The 19,465-nt window shown below is 43.4% G+C and carries 17 protein-coding genes; 8 read left to right on the forward strand and 9 right to left on the reverse strand.

Annotated features, from left to right (window positions below; genetic code table 11):
• Positions 1-74: 74 nt before the first annotated feature.
• From VCHENC03_RS23570 to VCHENC03_RS23555, 4 genes are read right to left on the reverse strand one after another with little or no spacing between them, the layout of a single operon-like run.
• The gene (locus VCHENC03_RS23570) at positions 75-986 is read right to left on the reverse strand and encodes a helix-turn-helix domain-containing protein (protein WP_005442845.1); all 912 of its coding nucleotides are present in this window, start codon (positions 984-986) and stop codon (positions 75-77) included.
• Between the two features lie 15 nt (positions 987-1,001).
• The gene (locus VCHENC03_RS23565; protein ID WP_009704350.1) at positions 1,002-1,493 is read right to left on the reverse strand and encodes an SRPBCC domain-containing protein; all 492 of its coding nucleotides are present in this window, start codon (positions 1,491-1,493) and stop codon (positions 1,002-1,004) included.
• Between the two features lie 35 nt (positions 1,494-1,528).
• Positions 1,529-2,356, reverse strand: coding sequence for an oxidoreductase (locus tag VCHENC03_RS23560; protein ID WP_005442842.1), 828 nt, complete (start codon positions 2,354-2,356; stop codon positions 1,529-1,531).
• 48 nt (positions 2,357-2,404) lie between these two features.
• On the reverse strand, positions 2,405-3,277 hold the full coding sequence (locus tag VCHENC03_RS23555) for an alpha/beta hydrolase (RefSeq protein ID WP_009704351.1): 873 nt from the start codon (positions 3,275-3,277) through the stop codon (positions 2,405-2,407).
• A 547-nt stretch (positions 3,278-3,824) separates the two neighbouring features.
• On the opposite strand from VCHENC03_RS23555, the gene VCHENC03_RS0125270 reads away from it, so the two are divergent.
• The 8 genes from VCHENC03_RS0125270 to VCHENC03_RS23520 all read left to right on the forward strand — a co-directional run bounded on the left by VCHENC03_RS0125270 (position 3,825) and on the right by VCHENC03_RS23520 (position 14,020).
• A complete protein-coding gene (locus VCHENC03_RS0125270; RefSeq protein WP_157620998.1) occupies positions 3,825-4,064 on the forward strand; it encodes a hypothetical protein in 240 nt (79 codons plus the stop codon).
• Between the two features lie 408 nt (positions 4,065-4,472).
• Positions 4,473-5,504, forward strand: coding sequence for a PstS family phosphate ABC transporter substrate-binding protein (locus VCHENC03_RS23550; protein ID WP_009704353.1), 1,032 nt, complete (start codon positions 4,473-4,475; stop codon positions 5,502-5,504).
• Between the two features lie 4 nt (positions 5,505-5,508).
• Positions 5,509-6,894 (forward strand): phosphate ABC transporter permease subunit PstC, encoded by a 1,386-nt coding sequence (gene pstC / locus VCHENC03_RS23545; protein WP_009704354.1) that lies wholly within the window; start codon positions 5,509-5,511, stop codon positions 6,892-6,894.
• The gene (gene pstA / locus VCHENC03_RS23540; protein WP_009704355.1) at positions 6,887-8,137 is read left to right on the forward strand and encodes a phosphate ABC transporter permease PstA; all 1,251 of its coding nucleotides are present in this window, start codon (positions 6,887-6,889) and stop codon (positions 8,135-8,137) included. Before pstC ends, pstA begins: the two co-directional genes overlap by 8 nt.
• A gap of 110 nt (positions 8,138-8,247) precedes the next feature.
• Positions 8,248-8,988, forward strand: a complete 741-nt coding sequence (gene pstB / locus VCHENC03_RS23535; protein WP_009704356.1) for a phosphate ABC transporter ATP-binding protein PstB — start codon at positions 8,248-8,250, stop codon at positions 8,986-8,988.
• A 34-nt stretch (positions 8,989-9,022) separates the two neighbouring features.
• Positions 9,023-9,493, forward strand: a complete 471-nt coding sequence (locus VCHENC03_RS23530) for an arsenate reductase/protein-tyrosine-phosphatase family protein (protein WP_032802007.1) — start codon at positions 9,023-9,025, stop codon at positions 9,491-9,493.
• 523 nt (positions 9,494-10,016) lie between these two features.
• Complete coding sequence (locus VCHENC03_RS23525) at positions 10,017-12,227, forward strand: AAA family ATPase (protein WP_009704358.1); 2,211 nt, start codon at positions 10,017-10,019, stop codon at positions 12,225-12,227.
• A 2-nt stretch (positions 12,228-12,229) separates the two neighbouring features.
• Positions 12,230-14,020 carry a UvrD-helicase domain-containing protein gene (locus VCHENC03_RS23520; RefSeq protein WP_009704359.1) on the forward strand — a complete coding sequence of 597 codons (1,791 nt, stop codon included), beginning with the start codon at positions 12,230-12,232 and terminating at the stop codon, positions 14,018-14,020.
• Positions 14,021-14,233: 213 nt separating this feature from the next.
• Here the strand turns inward: VCHENC03_RS23520 and VCHENC03_RS23515 are convergent, their stop codons facing one another.
• The 5 genes from VCHENC03_RS23515 to VCHENC03_RS0125275 all read right to left on the reverse strand — a co-directional run bounded on the left by VCHENC03_RS23515 (position 14,234) and on the right by VCHENC03_RS0125275 (position 19,365).
• Positions 14,234-15,385 (reverse strand): ABC transporter permease, encoded by a 1,152-nt coding sequence (locus tag VCHENC03_RS23515; RefSeq protein WP_009704360.1) that lies wholly within the window; start codon positions 15,383-15,385, stop codon positions 14,234-14,236.
• On the reverse strand, positions 15,382-16,569 hold the full coding sequence (locus tag VCHENC03_RS23510) for an ABC transporter permease (protein WP_032801982.1): 1,188 nt from the start codon (positions 16,567-16,569) through the stop codon (positions 15,382-15,384). The genes VCHENC03_RS23515 and VCHENC03_RS23510 overlap by 4 nt, the downstream gene beginning before the upstream one ends.
• 18 nt (positions 16,570-16,587) lie before the next feature.
• A complete protein-coding gene (locus VCHENC03_RS23505; RefSeq protein ID WP_009704362.1) occupies positions 16,588-17,568 on the reverse strand; it encodes an HlyD family secretion protein in 981 nt (326 codons plus the stop codon).
• A 3-nt stretch (positions 17,569-17,571) separates the two neighbouring features.
• Positions 17,572-18,987 carry a TolC family protein gene (locus VCHENC03_RS23500; protein WP_009704363.1) on the reverse strand — a complete coding sequence of 472 codons (1,416 nt, stop codon included), beginning with the start codon at positions 18,985-18,987 and terminating at the stop codon, positions 17,572-17,574.
• 150 nt (positions 18,988-19,137) lie between these two features.
• Positions 19,138-19,365 (reverse strand): hypothetical protein, encoded by a 228-nt coding sequence (locus VCHENC03_RS0125275; RefSeq protein ID WP_012128083.1) that lies wholly within the window; start codon positions 19,363-19,365, stop codon positions 19,138-19,140.
• Positions 19,366-19,465: the final 100 nt, after the last annotated feature.

Below are 19,465 nucleotides of genomic sequence, written 5' to 3' on the forward strand. Positions count from 1 at the left end.
CTTTTTAAACCTGATAGAAACGGTTTAGTTCTGTTGATCTAAACCGTTCTTGCCCCATTATGTGTTTCAACGCCTTAATTAACCGACTTTCTATACTCAATTGGGGTCAATCCTGTTTTCGCTTTAAACAGTTTCGATAGGTGCTGCGGGTATTCGAAGCCTAGCCCATAAGCAATCTGACTCACTTGCTCATTAGTGCTCAGCAGAGCATTTTTTATCCTATCGATCAGCTGATCTTGAATATATTGTTGAGCGTTGCGACCCGTTGCATTTTTCATCATATCGCTAAGGTAACTACTAGACATACACATCGCTTCACTAAGGTATTTCACCGTTGGTAAGCCATTTTCAAGCGGGCTTTCTGATTCAAAATATTGCTTCAGTATGCTGTCGACACGTTCCATCAAATCGAGGTTATGATTTTGGCGCACAAGGAACTGGCGCTCATAGTAACGAGTGCAGTAATTTAGAATCAGTTCAATATTGGAAACGATTAGGCGTTGCGTATGTTTATCTATGTTCTGGCTATACTCTTCTTCAATCTGATTGACTAGGTCACTCAAGATAGCCTTTTCTCGCTCTGATACGTGCAATGCTTCATTGGTATCGTAAGAAAAAAACGAGTAGCTCTCCATCTGACTTGCCAGCCCTGAGCGGCGGATTAAGTCTGGGTGAAACAGCAATACCCAACCTTGCTCGTTATCAGTTTCACCAGTGTTGCTATAGTGCTGAGCTTGCCCTGGTTTGGTAAATACCATACTGCCTTGGTCATAATCATAATGATTTCGACCGTAGGTGATGTCACCAGTAATCCCAGACTTAAACGCTATTTGATAGAAGTCATAAACGTAAGTTGCGTCACCATAGTCATACTTAGTGATCCGCTCATCAATTTGAATTAAGGAGATAAGTGGATGCATAGGTGCTGCTAGACCAAGTGCTTTGTGGATTTGGGCGATAGTATTTATATTGATGATGTTTGACATAAATGACCTGCAACTTTACTCATTAGGGTATAAATCTAACACGCGACTCTGTAGCACATCCGCCATATTTTGATACTGCTTCTGGGTGTGTGACTCATCCCAAAAATTCACGTACACCCCAGTATAATCCTCGTGAATAATAAACTTAGTCCCAAGCTCGTGCGGCTCTAGATAGTAGTGCTGGTCAAAAGTGATGATACCCCAAATCCCACCTTTGTGGTTAAGATGGCGATGAGGGGAAATCTCAATGACTTCTGAAGAGATATTCGCGGCTTTGGTATCGGTTTCTTGAAAGCGATAGGTTACTTTATTACCTTCTTTAAGCTCACCTTCCACTAGGGTAATCGCAGGATTCCACTCGCTATAGCGCTCAATATCTGTGAGTACTTGCCATACCTTTTCCGGTGTACTAGGGATGATGACTTCGGTATGAACCGATTTTGAACCAAGCAACGCACTGACTGACATACTAGCAGCAAGTAACGCTTGAGAACTAAAGATAGGCATGGCAGCCTCCAATCGTGAGTGGTAAAAAGTTAAAGTTAGCGAACCATAAAATCGATGATTCGATCAAACGCTCTATCGCTAAGGAAGCGTCTCATCAACAAGGTTGTGGTGGAGAACTTGCCCGCTGCGTAACGTGTTTTAGGTTTTGGGTTGTTGATGATCTCTTGAATCACCTTTGAAATCACCGAAGTCGGGGAGCCAGCCCCATCTTTACCTGATTCTTTCAGGCTTAAGTTAGCCACTCGCTTTGCTAAATCTTGGTATGGGCCGTTACCAGAATTTCCTAATACCTGTTTTGACATTACCTCAGGGAACTCAGTCTTAATTGCTCCTGGTTCCAAGACCACAACATTAATACCTTTAGGTTCTAATTCTAGTCTTAAACAGTCACTAAAGCCCTCAATGGCGTGTTTACTTGCGTGATACCAAGCCCCCATAGGCGCATAGATTTTCCCGCCAATCGAAGAGGTATTGATGATGGTGCCTGATTTCGCCTCTCGCATATAAGGAGTCACCAATTGAGTTAGACGAGCAAGCCCAAAAACATTCACCTCGAACTGATACCTTGCATCATCTAGGCTCGTCTCTTCGACTGAGCCATATAAACCGTAGCCGGCATTGTTCCATAACACGTCAATGCGACCTTGTTCTTCAATGACCTGATTTACACAGCGTGTGATGTCTTGTTCGTTTGATATATCCAGTTGAAGAACGTGACCACCTGCTTGCTTGAGGTCATCCATCTCTTCAACACGACGAGCCGCGCAATAGACAATGTAGCCTTGCTTAATTAGGTCCATCGCGGTGTCTTTGCCCATACCAGAGGATGCACCGGTAATGAAAATCACTTTCGAATTATTCATATCTCTTTCCACTTTGAGTCTATAAAAATTAGGTTCAGTTGCTGAGGCTTACATGTATTTGTTGAAGAATGCGCTTAGTGACTCTGGTGACTCCCCTAACCAGTCATAAGCAGCCGCTCTATTTTTTGCTAAATCCAACATCAACAACTCTTTTTTGCCCCCAAGCAGTTGGTAGTATTCGTCCACTTGCTCAAGTTTCGTCCAAGGATCATTCTTGTTTTGGATAACTAGGGTTGGCACCTTGATCTTCGAAACGTGTTCGAAAAAAGACCCAGAAAGGTCAGCACCACCACGCTTGATGTTGTATTGATTTAAGCGCTTAGCTAAGAAGTTGGGAACGCCCATTGCGCTCATGTAATCAACATAACGAAGCGGCTGAACGGAAATGAGCGCTTTGATGTTTGGGTAGTTTTGTAAGCCATTGTCTAAACCATAAGCAAAGGAAGTCGAACTGGTGCCCATGCAGATGCTAAGTAGCCCAATCTGACTCTCTTTGTACTGAGGGTGAGTGGAGATAAAATTCACCGCAGCGAGAACGTCTTTCGCTTCCTCAGATCCCCATGCAATGTATGGATTGGTTCCTTGACCGCTGTTGCCATGATTCCGCAGATCGTACATTAGAACGCTGTAACCTTGTTCTACGAGGTGCTTTGCTTGGCGCAAAAATGAAATATTCTGCTTATAGAGTTTGATGAGCCCTTTACCTTCAGGAGTGAAACCAGCACGGCTACATTGAACCCCAAAATGTGACTGTATGATGACCTTGTCTGATGAACCTTCGATCAACCAGCCAGACAATGTCACACCATCTTCCGCCTGAAAGGTCACATCTTTATAGTTCAAACCATACTGCGCAGGCGTTTCAAATACTGGTGATTGACCGCCTTTTGTCATCATATCTGCAAGGTATTTTGTAAGCATGACCATCTCTCCACATCAAAGAACGTTAGAACGAAAACAAGTATATCGAGGATGGTTTTTGAGGACGTATACATATCCTAGAAGCATGTATACATCTTCAATTAAGTATGGAAAAACTGGTTAGTTGTGGATGGGTTGATTTGGCTGAGCGGTACGAGGTGTTGCAATACCACAAATTATCCGTCAAATGCTAATTTAGCAAAGTCACTGACACGTCTATGTCCAAAAGCTTCACTGGCTGAATTGCCACTCGTGGCGCTTTATACCTCGAAAGTGACCCAAAGTGAGCCAGAGCAACTTCGAACGTGATCTTAAATATCTCTATTTTGGTGACCTTTACCGCATGTTTAGAGCTAAATCTGTGTGGTTAGATTTTCGATATCATTTAAACATCTCTGTCGAGGCGAATGTTGTCATGATGAAGCTAGTAAGTAGTTACCCCTGTAACGTTCAATGCAAAATCACATAAGGTGAATATTTATGACAAAAAAGGTTCATATAATCTAAGGTAAGTAAGCTAGGTAATAATAAATAGGGATAGTGCTCAGTGAAGACATTTATGTTAGGCGAAGAGACACTCTTAGATTCTGAGAGTGCTGAATATTTTTGGATAAGGTGGATGGTTGGAGAGAGATATTCTGCGAATAAGGTTTGTGGTGCCATCACAAAAGCTTTTGGCGGAGATCAAGAAACATCCGCAGCGATGCTAAATGTCGCGCTGGGAAAACAAACAAAATACTCACTGGAGAAACTAGTTAAAAGCAAACAAAGCCCTGTGCACATGTAAGAAAAAAGCGCCAATTAAGGCGCGAAAGCAATATTGCTAAGAACTGACATGGAGTACAAGAAGTTTGTACAATCCAATGATGAAGCGACATTGTTGCATCCCCCTGACTGCTTGATGAAATTACTGTTTCATTTGAGCACGATGACATTACGCAACCACAACGTGAGCATATCAGGACGTTATTTTTTGCTTTGGGATAAACCTAATTTCGAACGCTCTTCATAAGAAAGTAATACTGCTCAACAGAGCTTTACGTCGCCTCCTAATCATCCAGTTAAAAGTTGCGTATGCGAGATGAGATCCAACGTGGCTTTTCTCTTCTGGTTTATGAATTTTTGGTTACCATCTTTGGCAACATCAATCTCCCAAGACTATTTTAGTAGCAGAACGCTCAATAAGGAGATTGACATGCGTATGTTTAAGTTAGGTTCACTACTTGCGGCAGGGTTAGTGCTTGCATCACATCATACCCACGCTCGAGATCAAATCAGCATTGTAGGCTCATCGACGGTTTACCCGTTTGCTACCGTTGTGGCTGAACGATTCGGGAAATCCACTGACTTTGCAGTACCGAAAATTGAGTCAACGGGCTCCGGTGGTGGTCTAAAGTTGTTCTGTGCTGGTGTTGGTGAAAACTCACCAGATATCACCAACGCATCTCGAAAGATAAAGTCCTCGGAAATAGAACTGTGTGCAAAGAACGGTGTTAAAGATATTGTCGAAGTAAAGATTGGCTACGACGGTATCGCGTTTGCCAACTCGGTCAAATCTTCTCAGTTGAATGTTTCCATCAAAGACATATACATGGCTCTAGCAAAAGTTCTGCCCGATGAAAACGGTGAGTTAAAGCCGAACCCTTACTCAACTTGGAAGCAAGTTAACATCAGCTTACCCGATGTTAAAATCGAAGTTTTGGGACCTCCGCCAACATCAGGTACTCGAGACGCGTTTGTCGAATTAGTCATGGAAGCGGGGTGTGATACCAACCCTGTCATGAAGGCGATGAGCAAATCAAACAAGGCTCAATATAAAGCCGCGTGTCACGGTATTAGGGAAGACGGCGTTTTTGTTGAAGCGGGTGAAAATGACAACCTAATCGTGCAAAAACTATCTAGCAATCCAGCCGCTTTTGGTATCTTTGGCTTTAGCTTTTTAGACCAAAATCAAGATAAAGTGCAAGGTGCAAAGATTAATGGCGTTGCTCCCACGTTTGAAGCCATTGGCGACGGTTCGTATCCAGTATCCCGCTCACTATTCTTTTATGTGAAAAAAGCACATGTGGGAGTTATCCCTGGCATTGCAGAATATGTGAATGCATTTACGCAAGAAGATGCAATTGGTGAAGACGGTTATTTAGCTGACCGAGGGCTGATTTCTTTGCCTCTCAAGGAGTGGGAACAAGTCCGTAATGATGCCAAAAATCTAACGCCAAATTTGTAGAGCTATGTACATTTTCTTTGTCGTTCTGCTGTGTGCAGCTTTGAGCTTTCTGTTTGCGAGATGGAAAGCACTCAAAGTTGCACAGAATTTAGGAGGAGCACGTTACCTACATTCATTGCCAAATTACTACGGTTGGTACGCAATGTGGATGACAGTGCTCCCTGTGTTCGTCTTCATGCTATTCTGGCAAATCAGTGAGCCTTGGCTTGTTCGTCATCTTACTCTTGAACATTTTACTTCGCTCATTCCAATCTCGGAGACCGGGACGACGAGGGACCTGCTTTACGCCAAAATTCAAGCTCTCGACACACAAACAAGCGCCGATGCGAACTATCAAACTCAGTTAACTGAAACCCATGCTTACTATCGAGCGCTGAATGAACTCAGTACGACGATTAAAATTTGGAGCGCAATACTGCTCATCGTGTCCACATCGATAATAGCGCTTTACAAAATAAAAGCAGGATTCAGAGCGCGGCCTCATGTCGAGAAAACAATTCGGTTCCTTCTTGCAGCAAGTTCCACTATCGCAATATTAACGACGATTGGTATTGTGTTGTCCGTTTTGTATGAGTCCATTCTTTTCTTTTCTCAAGTCCCTATCAATGAGTTTCTTTTCGGCACACATTGGTCACCACAAATAGCCATTCGAGAAGACCAGCAAGGCGCTAGTGGGTCTTTTGGGGCAATACCTCTATTTATGGGGACGTTACTCATCACGGTTATTGCAATGTCTGTTGCTGCCCCTGTGGGGCTATTTAGTGCTATTTATCTCGCAGAATATGCACCAGAAAAAGCGAGAAACATAATTAAGCCCATGATGGAAATTCTTGCGGGCATACCAACCGTTGTTTACGGCTTCTTTGCTGCACTCTTTTTAGCGCCCGCTATCCGCAATATGGCTGAATCACTTGGTAGTCAATCCGCCTCGTCTGAGAGCGCTTTGGCCGCAGGGGTTGTAATGGGAGTAATGATAATTCCCTTCGTGTCCTCCCTGTCTGATGACGTGATAAGAGCCGTTCCCCAAAGCCTTCGAGACGCATCATTAGCAATGGGAGCGACCCATTCCGAAACGATTAAAAAAGTTGTTTTACCCGCCGCTTTACCTGGGATTGTTGGTGGGCTACTTCTCGCAGTGTCAAGGGCGATTGGGGAGACTATGATTGTAGTGATGGCTGCTGGTTTGGCTGCCAACCTCACTGCTAATCCTCTGGAGTCCGTCACGACAATCACGGTTCAGATTGTCACCTTATTGGTGGGCGATCAAGAATTCGATAGCGTTAAAACACTCGCCGCGTTCGCACTAGGTTTAACGTTATTCTTAGTCACTTTATGTTTGAACGTTGCAGCTTTACGCATTGTGAAGAAGTATCGAGAGCAATATGAATGATCCTTTATTAAAGTTGTCTCAGGACAAAACCAGGCGAGTCCGTCACTCGTTAAAACAACGGCGAAAATCGGAAAGGCGGTTTAGACTTTATGGCGTTATTTCGATTTTCTCTGCACTGTCATTCCTAATTATCTTGTTCATTGCCATTTTCTCAACGGGTATCGGTGCTTTGAAAACAACCGAGATAAAAATGACCTTTCAAATTAATGAGGAAGCAAGGTTAGACTCGCCAAGACAGCTACTTAGGGATGCACTCCGCAGTGAATTCAGATCTGCACAAACACGCTCTGAGCGGAGAAAACTCTACCAATTTCTTTCACCTGAGTCCGAGTATCTTCTAAAGGAAGCAATAAACAAAGCTCAGGCGAGAACTACGCAGCTAACTTTGTGGCTGCCAGCGGGAGATGCTGTTAATCAATATACTAAGCGCAAAACCACCATGAACGACAGTCTCTTTTCTGACCGTGAGAAAAGTTGGTATGCACAACTGGAAGCTCAAGACCGTATTCGAACAAGTTTCAATTGGTACTTCTTCAACAATGGGGATAGTAGGAACCCTGAAGTCGCGGGTATTGCTGGCGCATTCATGGGTTCAACATTCACCATCATTACTGCATTAACTCTGAGCTTTCCGATAGGCGTTGGGGCAGCCATCTACTTAGAAGAATTTGCGCCGAAAAACAAACTGACTGACATTATTGAAATTAACATCAATAACCTAGCAGCTGTTCCCTCTATTGTTTTTGGATTACTGGGGCTTGCTATTTTCCTCAATGTTTTAGGCCTCCCTCGATCTACACCATTAGTCGGGGGCTTAGTACTTACATTGATGACGCTGCCTACCATTATTATCTCGAGCCGAGCTTCTCTGAAATCTGTACCTCCATCAATCCGCGATGGCGCATTGGCGATGGGGGCTTCCAAAACTCAAGTTGTGTTTCATCATGTTGTACCTCTTGCCCTTCCTGGAATGTTTACCGGCTCCATTATTGGCATGGCACAAGCTCTTGGTGAAACTGCGCCACTGCTAATGATTGGTATGGTTGCCTTTATCGTAGACATTCCGCAAGGTTTTCTTGATGCGGCAACCGCTTTACCCGTTCAAATTTTTCTTTGGTCAGAGAACCCAGAAAGAGGCTTCGCTGAACTTACGTCCGCAGCCATCATAGTTTTGTTGTTTTTTTTATTTTTGATGAATGGCGTAGCGCTTTATTTACGTAAAAAGCTAGAAAGGAGGTGGTGATGATGGAAGGGAATACATTTGAGCCTCTAAACTTATCGAATTCAAAAAGTATTAAGGATGCTTTTGATACGTACCAAACCATTGGCGCTTATCAATCTGCCAATCCGAGTATGACCGCCAGCAACCTCAATGTGTACTATTCAGGTACCCAAGCGCTTTTCGATGTAAGTTTAGATTTGGGACAGCAAGAAGTGCTCGCGATGGTCGGTCCCTCTGGCTGCGGTAAATCCACTTTCTTACGTTGCCTCAACCGTATGAACGACACCATACCCACGTGCCAAGTGACCGGTAATATGACGCTAGATGGCAACGATATTTTCTTTCTAGAGCCAGAAGAACTTAGAGCCAGAGTGGGAATGGTTTTTCAGAAACCGAACCCTTTCCCAAAATCAATTTATGACAACATTGCTTATGGTCCTAAACTGCACGGCTTGGTGGATACAAAATCTGAGCTCGATGATGTGGTAAAGGCGTCATTGCAAAAGGCTGGGCTTTGGAATGAGGTGTCCTCAAGGTTAGATTCGCCTGCGACTGGCTTATCCGGCGGGCAACAACAGCGCCTTTGTATTGCTCGCGCGATATCTATCAGCCCGGAAGTGATATTAATGGATGAACCATGCTCAGCACTGGATCCGATTGCTACCTCTATTATCGAGAAATTAATCCTAGAGCTGAGAGAAAATTACGCTATTGGCATTGTGACGCACTCAATGCAGCAAGCGAGGCGTGTATCCCAGAGAACGGCTTACTTTCATTTAGGTAAATTAATTGAAGTTAACCCGACAGAACACATTTTTAAACATCCGGAACATGAGCTAACCAAAGGCTACTTGCAAGGGCATTTTGGATAGCGCGCGGATGATGAATATTGGTGAGGGAATGAATATGGATAAAGTTCTTTTTATTTGTAAACACAATGCTGGACGAAGCGTGATTGCTGAATCCATTGCGACCCAACTGTGGTCACCAGCAATAAAAGTAGCGAGTGGTGGATCTCATCCGGTTGGCTCTATCGATCCTGTGGTCAAGCAGTTTTTAGAAGACCATTCGATGCCCGTACCTCACAATTACTCGCACTCTTGGGAAGAGCGAACAGCTTTTCAACCTGACATCGTTTTTATTCTTTGCGACACGTTGCACCAAGAGCGAGCTCCGATGTGGCTGTCTGGCGGGATCAGGATAAATTGGCAGGTCGATGCCTTTGATAACAAGATCTCAGACCGTGATAAATATGCTCATTGTCAACGACTTCGAGACTCACTTCATCGCCGTTTATCTATTGTTGGTGAACTATTACAAAGTGATATAGCCAAAGAAGAGCTGGAGATAAAATTAGTCGAGCTGAAGGGGATGTAGGTATCCTAACTCTTTCTAAAGTGCGTTGTAGCTCTTGCTCATTCTGTGACAGCTCATGAGCAAATCTCTAAAACTAAAGATTTAAAAAATCAGAATAGCACATGGAGCGTTTAAGACGAAGGTGTATCCAAAATGTCCGTAGTAGCTGAATGGAGTTAGCCACTACGGTGGAGGTTCTAAAGACCTAAAGTAATTTTTTAGACGCTCATGTAGTAAAGCCACTGAAATGTTTTGTCCATGGATGAGGCGAAGGAACATGTAACACAAATCTGCCCCTTTCCTTGTTTCGACCGATTCAACACATACATCACCAAGGCTTCATTTGACTTATTTTTTCTAATCTAACTATGTGATCAAATTTACCAACTCACTACAACCTTATCTAGGACAATGTACGAAGTGCACGTGCAATATGAACCTTATGAAAAGTTCGTTACCATTCAACTCGAACATGCTGATTTTGTTTTAAATTAGACCTCAACAATATAAAATCATTTGAGTATAAAATGATTATTGAGGCCATATGCACATTACCAAACTATCCTTAGTCAACTATAGAAACTTTAATAATGTTAAGCTTCTGTTTAATAAGGGAATAAACACAATAATTGGTGAGAACGGGTCTGGTAAGACTAACTTATTCCGAGCGATGAGATTGCTGCTTGATAGCTCAATGCCTCGCTTCGCGACGAAATTAGCAGAAGGTGATTTTTGTAGAGCACTTGGCGACTGGCGTGGTCATTGGATTATCATTAGTCTTGAGTTTGATGATATTGCTGGTGATGAAGCCAGTCAGTCTTTATTCCTCCATGGTGTTGGAAATGCGGAAGATGAAGTTGTCTCTAGAGCAACGTACAATCTTATTTTTAGGCCTAAGGCGTACGTTAGACAGGCTTTAGCACAACTCCCAATAGGGGAGCTAGCCGCATTAGAAAGCTACTTGGGTACTATAACTATCGATGACTATGAAACCGTCCTAACAGGCAAAAGTGTCGCTAATTTTAATGATCCCAGTGTCTACAAGAGCATAGTTGGTGACTTTGAAAGGGTAGATTTTCCTACTGCGTTAAATAATCCAGCTGTTGGTATACGCTTACCAAATATCCTTAATATGCCCAATGAAGTTTCGTTTACCTTCATCAAGGCACTAAGAGATGTAGTATCGGACTTTAATAGTAATAGAACCAATCCTCTGCTCACTCTACTAAAAAGTAAATCGGGTGATATTACTCAGTCTGATTTCCAACCTATTGCAGATCTAATTGGAACACTGAACAATGAAATTGAAGGGCTACCTGACATCTGTGCAATTCGTGATGATATTGTAACTACGGTAGGAGATACGGTCGGCGATACATATTCTCCCAATTCAATCTCTATTCGATCAAGTTTGACTGATGAGTCAGACCAACTTTTCCAGTCATTAAAGCTTTTTGTCTCTGAGTCTAGTGATGGTTATGAAGGTGCTATCCATGAAATGAGCTTAGGCGGTGCAAACTTGCTGTATCTCACATTGAAGCTACTAGAGTTCAAGTACCAAAAGGCTAACCAATCAATTGCAAATTTCTTGTTGATTGAAGAACCTGAAGCACACATACATACTCATATTCAAAAGTCGCTTTTCGACAACATTAACTACGAAAACACTCAGATTATCTATTCAACCCACTCTTCACATATTTCAGAAGTAAGTAATATCAACAACATGAACATCATTGGTCTTGTCAATGGTGTTTGTGAGGTATTTCAGCCGTCATCGGGGCTTTGTGATGAACAAATTGGCTTTGTACAACGATATCTAGATGCGATACGAAGCAACTTACTATTCGCACGAAGTGTCGTGCTAGTCGAGGGTGATGCTGAAGAGATTCTTATTCCTATTCTACTGAAAAAGGTACTAGGTTTAAGTTTAGACGAAATTGGTATCAGTTTAGTTAATATTCGGAGCACTGGCTTCGAGAATATTGCAATGTTATTTGACAATGAAAGAATCAAAAAACGTTGCAGCATTATCACAGATCTAGATGACACCTTCTTTGATACTACTATTTATCCTACAGATAGTGACGCAGATAAAAAGAAGAAAGAAAAAGCCCTCGGCTCTAAAGAAACTGGCTTTGCTCGTAAAGGAAGACTTGATGATTTCTGTCAAAATAACCCTTGGATTTCGATTTTTTATGCAAAACATACTTTTGAGGTTGATTTCATACAATCATCCAACAGCGATTACCTCGAGAGAATTGTCAGAGATGTGTACACCAAGCCGGCTACTGTGAATGCTGCTACAACAGAGCTATCTTCTACTGATATTGCTATCTCAGGCTCAAGAGCATTAAAAATGGCGAACTATCAAGGTAAAGGTTGGTTTGCCCTTACGCTTAGTAAAGTGATTGACTTTAAAGTAGCTATTCCTGAGTACATTTTCGATGCTATCAAGTTTGCGCATGGTGACTTCAATGCAGAACTCACTTTCAAAATACTCAAACACCGTTACGAATCAGTTATTGAACATGTCAAATATGGTCTAGACATAATTGAGCGTTTAGATGAAGAAGGCGACGTTAGCCTAAAACAAGAGTGGGAAGCATACTTGGCCCCATATGAAAGTGGCTTAGCAACATTTACTCCTAAATGGGAAGCTTTTAACCCATTAGATGGCAATATAAATGTTCTAAAGGCTCAACTGATTAACGACCTGCCTACTGAAAACAATGACATTTTAGAAAGGATCTGATCATGTTTGTGTGGGATGAGGAAGACCTAAACGATGAGCAAGTAGCGGCGATTAGTGAGCCGAATAATGTGTTTTTGGTAGCATGTCCGGGAAGTGGTAAAACTCGAACTCTTACCTACAAAATTGCTCTTGAGCTTTCGAGGTTAGACACTATCAACAAATGGGTCATTGCTATTACTTATACGCATAGAGCTGCTGATGAGATACGTGAGCGCATTGAAACTCTTGGGGTAGATACATCACAACTGTGGATAGGTACAATTCACGCATTTTGTTTAGAGTGGATATTGAAGCCATACAGTCTATACCATGACAAGCTGAAGCACGGATTTAAAATAATCAACTCTTATGACTCTGAAGAAATAATTTCCCGAATATGTTCTAACATACGTACCGAACGTATTCATTATGGAGAGTGTAGTCATTACTACACACCAAGGGGCTTAGAGCTGACTTGCGCAGGAAATAAGACTTCACTAGTTAGGCAGGTATTAGGTGACTATCACCTTCATCTTGAAGAAAATAGTCAGATCGATTTTGAGCAGATTCTATATTTCTCTTATGAGATACTGTCTAATAATTCAGCGATCGCTAAGATAGTAGCTAATCTATTCTCGAATGTTCTTATTGATGAGTACCAAGACACCAAAGAGATACAGTATTCAATTGTTGCTAGCGTTATAAAAGCTAGCCGAGGTGGTGTAAAAACGTTCATTGTTGGAGACCCAAATCAAGCTATTTACGGCTCACTCGGGGGGTACGCAATAACACAACAGGAACTTGAGCAAATAACCGAAGTATCATTTACATCAATGGCTTTAGATAAGAATTATAGAAGCTCAAGCAGGATTATTGATTACTACAGCAATTATAATGTGATTCCTAGCGCAACTGTTGCTGAAGGTAAGCATAAAGACCATCTGAGTATTATTACTTATGATCAGGTTACTCATAAGGATTATTTAGTTGAGCAAGTTAGTAGGCATATTGAGCATAGTGTTGAGAATTTGGGTATCTTGGAAAAAGAGATTTGTGTTATAGCACCTTGGTGGATGCACTTGGCTGCGCTAACCCGTAACTTAGTAAACCGATTACCGCAATATAGCTTTGATGGTCCGGGTCTAGTTCCATTCTCAAGAGATATTGATAACTTTTGGTTTAAGCTGACTCAAATCATTCTAACAGAGCCATCACCGAACATGTATGTTAAGCGTCTTCGGTGGGCATCTGATATCTTATTTGACATGGAACTTGCACAGGTAGATGTCAACTCGATAACCTCAAAACAGCTACTTAAAACCATCAACTCTATTTCAATAGATGAAGATGATGGTTTGACTTATCTACGTTCATTTTTTGATGAATTACTACATGCTCTGGGAATAGACTTTGCACTATATCCAATGTTAAAGGAACATCATGATTCATTCTTTAATAGTTCACAAAATCGAATTGAACGGCTGAGGAACGAAAGTGCACTATTTGCTACAGATATAGAGGCATTTCGCAGAGCATTTAAACCTAGAACTGGTATTAAAGTGTCAACGATACATGGGGTAAAAGGTGGTGAATATGATGTCGTCATCTCTTTTGGTCTGTTACAAGGTTTAGTGCCAAATTTCAATGATTCTTCCGTAGAAAGTTCAAAGAAACTGCTATACGTGATAGGTTCTAGAGCTAGAAAAAATCTGCACCTTATTTCTGAAAAAGGAAGAATGTTTGGCTTTGGTCGACATAGAAGCGAGCGTCAGCCTACAGAAGTCTTGTGCAACTTAGCCTACACATACGATTAATTTATCGCCTTACAATTAGATATTGCCCTAGCTCTAGATAGATAGGGCAATATCTAACTCGCAATCTATTTATTGGGGTATTCAATACCTGAGCTAATTCAGTAATTGCTAAATTAAGTGATTGCTCTAAGTTATTTTTGTCCAAAAACGAGCTAGCGACTCTTCAGCTCAACTAAGCCACGAGAACCCCTTTCTTAATTGGATAAACAGCCGTTAACCTAAGCTTTCTGTTACTACTGGTTTGGTATTGCGTTTGGCAATCCAGTAGGCAACGCCGCCCCAAAGTACCGTCAGTACCCAAAGAGCGGTCCAGTGTTTAGCGACTTGTTGCCACGTTGCGCCCATTTGGTTGAGTGCTAAAAAGCCTTTGATTGCCCACGTGCTTGGGCTTAAGTCTGCAAACCAAAGTAGTGGGGCAGGGATCGACTCAACTGGCCAAATAAAGCCTGCTAAGAAGATTAATGGCATTGAGCTAACCAGCACGACCAATGTCACCAGCTCGCGCCTTGGTAGCAAGTAACCGAGCCACAAACCTAAACCACAACAGCCAAGCAAGAACGGTAATAACAAGGTGAGTAGTTCACCTGCGTTGGCAACGTGGTTGACGTTCAAGCGTTCAAAACTGAAGCCAAAGTAGTAGGCACTAAGTAGGTAGTAGATAGCAACGAAGACCAAGGTTCTGGCAAGTAGCAGAGCGCCCGTTGGCACCTGTGACCAATAACCGCGACCATGACGTTGTGTACCCGTTTGCAAGCCGACTGCCATGATCAATGTTTGTTGAAGGATCAGAACAAACACCGCTGGCACCACGTATTCGATGTAGCCCATGGTTGGGTTGAAGGTTGGCTTCATGTTCAGCTTAATCGCGGAGTAATCATGACTCGCCATACTTAGTGGCACGCCATCGATCACCATCTTGCTTATTTTAACTTGAGCACCAAGCGTACCGCCTGCTGTTGCCAAGCCTTCTACCACGGTGCCGTAAACCAAGAAGTAAGAAGCGTCAGCGGCATAAGCCAGAGTAGGGCTGCTGCCAAGCATCAAGTCTTTGTAGAAGTGTTCTGGAATTACCAAGAAGCCAGTGATTTCACGATTTAAGAATGCTTGTTTTGCATCGGCAATCGTGTGTAAACGCGTCACGACTTTAACCTGAGGCGTCGCGTCGACCATGCGCTCAAGCTTCAAGCTGGTTTGGCTTCCATCGAGATTCACAATCGCAATCGGCTGTTCTCTCGGTGTTTGTTGCGCGTAAGGAAGCGGGTACAAGAAGGAGTAAAACACCACGCCACCAAAGACAGTCAGTACCACGACAGGATTGGTCATCACTGAGCGAAGTTCTGTTTTAATCAGTTGCCACAGTGTCATACAGCCTCCTGTTTGCTATCTGTTGAGGACGCGCTATTTAGCAAAGCAGTGTTGCGATGTTTTGCCAATAAAGCCGCCGTCATCAGTAGCGGGATAATGTACCCAACCATCGGCCAGAGTGAGCCAATAGATTGTGCCGCACTTGCACCATAGCTTGCTTGATCCACTTGAACTTCGATGTAATGCGTAATCGGCAATAATCCTCGCCATGCTTGCGCTAACGCGTTCATGTCAGAAACCGGGAAGGTTATCCCCATAAATGCAAAGCTTGGCGCGGTAAATGCGCCAGCAAAGCTCATCGCGCGAGCTGGGTCCATCGATAGGAAGAAGAACAATGCCCCCATGATGATGCATGCGATAGTCGTTACGAACTGCGCTAATAGCATCACCAGATAACTGCCTTCCATCGGCCAATCAAGCACCATGTAGAACCAGACTAAGAACAGCGCGCCTTGTGCCATAAAGACAGGAATGTACTGGCTTAGAATTTTGCTTAGTCGAGTGAAAGGGCGATCGCCTAAGAACGCGAAGCTGTTGTTGCCATTTCCATAAAGACGAAAATGCGCTGCGAGGATCAAAATGGTGCTGACCACGACACAGATCTGCCAGATCGCCGGAACAATCGCTGTTACCAAAAACTGAGCGTAGTTGGTGTTGCGGTTAAACAAGGCTGTAATCTGGGTGGAAATCGGCACGGCTTGACCAATAGCTGCAAGTGTTGTGGTGTTGCCTTTTGCTAGGTTACCCATGGTTTCTAGCTGCGCATCAAAATACCCTTGAGACTGCGCGACCGCTGAGTTAATCAACTTGGCAACCAAAATGTATTGGCTGTTAAAGAAGACCGATAACTGCGGTTGTCGATGCAAAAGAATGTCTTGGTCGAATTGAGGGGGAATCACAGCATAAGCGTAGATATCACCCTCGATCATCGCGTTCTTCGCTTCTGTCGAACTGGTGTAGTGATAATCAACAGAAAGAGTGGAAGAGGCATCAAGAGATTGAATCATCTTGCGTGACAATTGTGAGTGCTGCAAATCAACCACACCAATCGGGAGATCTCTTGCAATACCTGCAGAGAAAACACCCCAAATAGTGACGGCCAATAAGATCGGCACCCATGTCAGGCAAGATAATAACCATTTATCGCGCCGTAGGATTTGTCGTTGTGAGATTTGAATCGTCATAGTCTTAAGCCAACGCGATTACAGCTCAACCACAACACTCATGCCCATGCGCAACTCAGGCTCTGGTTGGGTAGGGCGAGCTTCCACTTCGAATGTACGAAGATCAAAACCTTTTGATGCATCTGTTGCGCGCCATGTAGCAAAATCACCCATTACAGCAACGTGAGTCACTTTAAATTCAATGTCTTTATCCAGCGCTGGTAGGTAAGCTTTAAAGGTCGTGCCTTTGGTGAAGTGTTTGAGCAAATCTTCGCGTACGTTCAGTGTTGCCCAAGAATCTTGAGTATCAATAACCGTCACAACCGGGAAGCCTTGTGGTGCGAGTTCGCCGCTTTGCAGTAGAACTTGAGAGACTTCACCATCAAACCAGCTAAAGATTTGCGTGTCTTTTGCGTACGCTTCTACTTCCGCTACTGCGCCGGCCGCCATGCGGGCTTTCTCTGCTGCAGCGACTTTGGTTTCGCTACGCGCACCTTCTTTCGCCATGTTGTACATTTGGAATGCTGCGCTTTCGGTGTATTTCGAAGCTTGCCACTGCGTCATCGCTTCATCGCGTTTTTGCTCTGCGACTACGCCATCTTTATAAAGGTTGTTGACACGTTGGTAGGTTTTTTCCATCAAATCTGCCGCCGCTTTCGCTTTCAACCATTGGTCTTTTGCGGCTTGAATTTGTTGCTCACGTGCGCCTTTTTCTGCTTCTAATGCCAGTGCGCCTGCGGCTTTTTCACCCGCCTTGGCTTGTTCCAATTTTGCTTCGATTTCTGGGCTGTGAAGGGTAAAGATCAACTGACCCTTTTCGACATCATCACCTTTGCGAACCATGACTTCATCAATACGCCCTGGGACTTTAGAAGAGATGCTGTATTGCTGCGCTTCAATCAATCCTTGTAAACGTGCTGGTTCTGGTTGATACGCTTGGTAGAACTGGTAACCAACCCAAGAAGCGACACCCAAAGCGCAAAGTGATAGTAGAGCGGGTTTTAGAGATTTTGCTGCCATGACTTATTTTGCCTCTTTGGATGCTGATGCTGGAACGTAAGCAGTATGTTGGTATTGAGCGAAGCTGTTCATTTCGCTGCTCAGTGCTAATAGTTTGGTTAAAGAAATCAGATAACGGAAACGTGCTGCTGATTGCTGTGTTTCTACGCTGGCGACATACAGTTGTGCGTCGACCACATCCAAAGATGACGATAAGCCCTGAGTGAAGGCTTTTTCGCGCAAGCGTAGGTTCTCGTCCGCAAGGGCGATACTCGATTCTAGACCTTGCACTTCATCAATGGCTTGTTGCGCTTCTAGATACGTCTTTTGAACCAGAAGTGACAAGTCTTGCTTCGCTTGTGATTTTAGCGCATCGACTTGCGTGACCATGCTTTGCGCCGCTTTTACTTTTTCGCTGCGACCAGTGGATTCGATCAGCGGGATGTTTACACCGACGCCAACTAACCAATCTGGCTTCATTTGGCTGGCCAGAGAGTCATCTTCATACAGGCTGTAATCACCGTATAGGTAAACTTCTGGGTAGTATTTGCCTTTTTCAGCTTTGATTAAGCTTGATGCTTGTTTGTGTTTGGCATCCAACAAATCTAAGCCCGGGTAGGTCAGCAGTGTTTGATCAACAAACGCGTTCAACGGCGGCAGGTTATTGTTGATAAACAGCGTTTCTGAAGGTTCTACAGAATCGTTCTGCGCTAAGATCTTGCCCAAAGCCGCTTGGGCAATACTCAGGTCACTGGCGGCTTTGCGTGTTTCGACTTTGGCTTTGTCTAATGAGGCTTCGGCTTGAAGGCGTTCAACACGGGCGATTTGGCCTTGTTCTTCCATCTTAATCGCAAAGTCGCGGTGTTTGGTTAAGCCTTTTTCTACCGCTTGTCGTGTTGCTAATACTTCTTTTGCTAGGACAACGGAGAAGTAGTACTTGGACAGGTCTTCGAAGCGAGCTTGTTGCTCCATCGCGAGCTGGCTTTTTGCTTCGTCCGTTTTACCTTCTGCTGCTGATTGAGCGGCATTGATTCGACCACCAGTAAAGATTGGCCAAATAGCACGAATGGAAGAGGAGAAGATGTCACGTTCAGTGATCGTCGATGTGGTATTCGCAAGCGCACTAAAAATAGGTTGGAAAACAGGTGGCACGCTAATGTGTTGCCCAGTGCTATCGAGAATTTGCTGTCCAGACAAGGTGACGTCCGTATCTAAACGCGTGTAGTTTGCGCCGATGCTTACTTGCGGTAAGTTGAGGTTATCTGTCGCGCTTTGTTGGTATTCATAACTTTCTACGTTGGCACGTTGCGCTTTAAGGGAATAGTTGTTTTCTAACAACACTTTCCATGCATCATCGAATGTGATGGGAGCCGAGTGGCAGGCAAGAGAAATCGAGCTGCTGAGAAGGCCCAAAATCCAGAACTTTCCGGTTTGTTTCATAGTGGCTACTTTGCTTTAGAGTATTAGCTCTAATATAAAGTATTCATTAGAAAGTGTTAAGTGATTGGATGAAAGAATTGTTGGAGAAATGTTGCGCCCAATTAAGTGGGGCTTAGTTGGGCGCAGCGTTATTACGTATTTTCTACTGTTTCACTTCATGGAAGGGCAGTGAAATTCTGCTCTCCACTCAAGCTGACGAGAACCTCGCATCGTATTCAGCAAGTCTTTACCACTCATCTGTGGGAATGACAGCAGCACCTTAAGATCGGCGGAGCTAGTATCACTCTTTTCATAAGCCCTGACGTGTGTAAACGTTGAATACATATTCTCTGACAGCATGGCCTTATTCAGGCAAATTCCAAATGTATCGCGTTCCATGTTTTGGTGTTCCTTCTAACTATAAAAGCACCTCTGTTTATAGTTATTGCAGTGCAGATGGTGTCTAAGTGTTTGTCCTACAGTCAGTATTTGTATTTTT

This window comes from Vibrio sp. HENC-03 (assembly GCF_000305755.2).
In the GTDB taxonomy this organism is placed as follows: Bacteria; Pseudomonadota; Gammaproteobacteria; order Enterobacterales; family Vibrionaceae; genus Vibrio; species Vibrio owensii.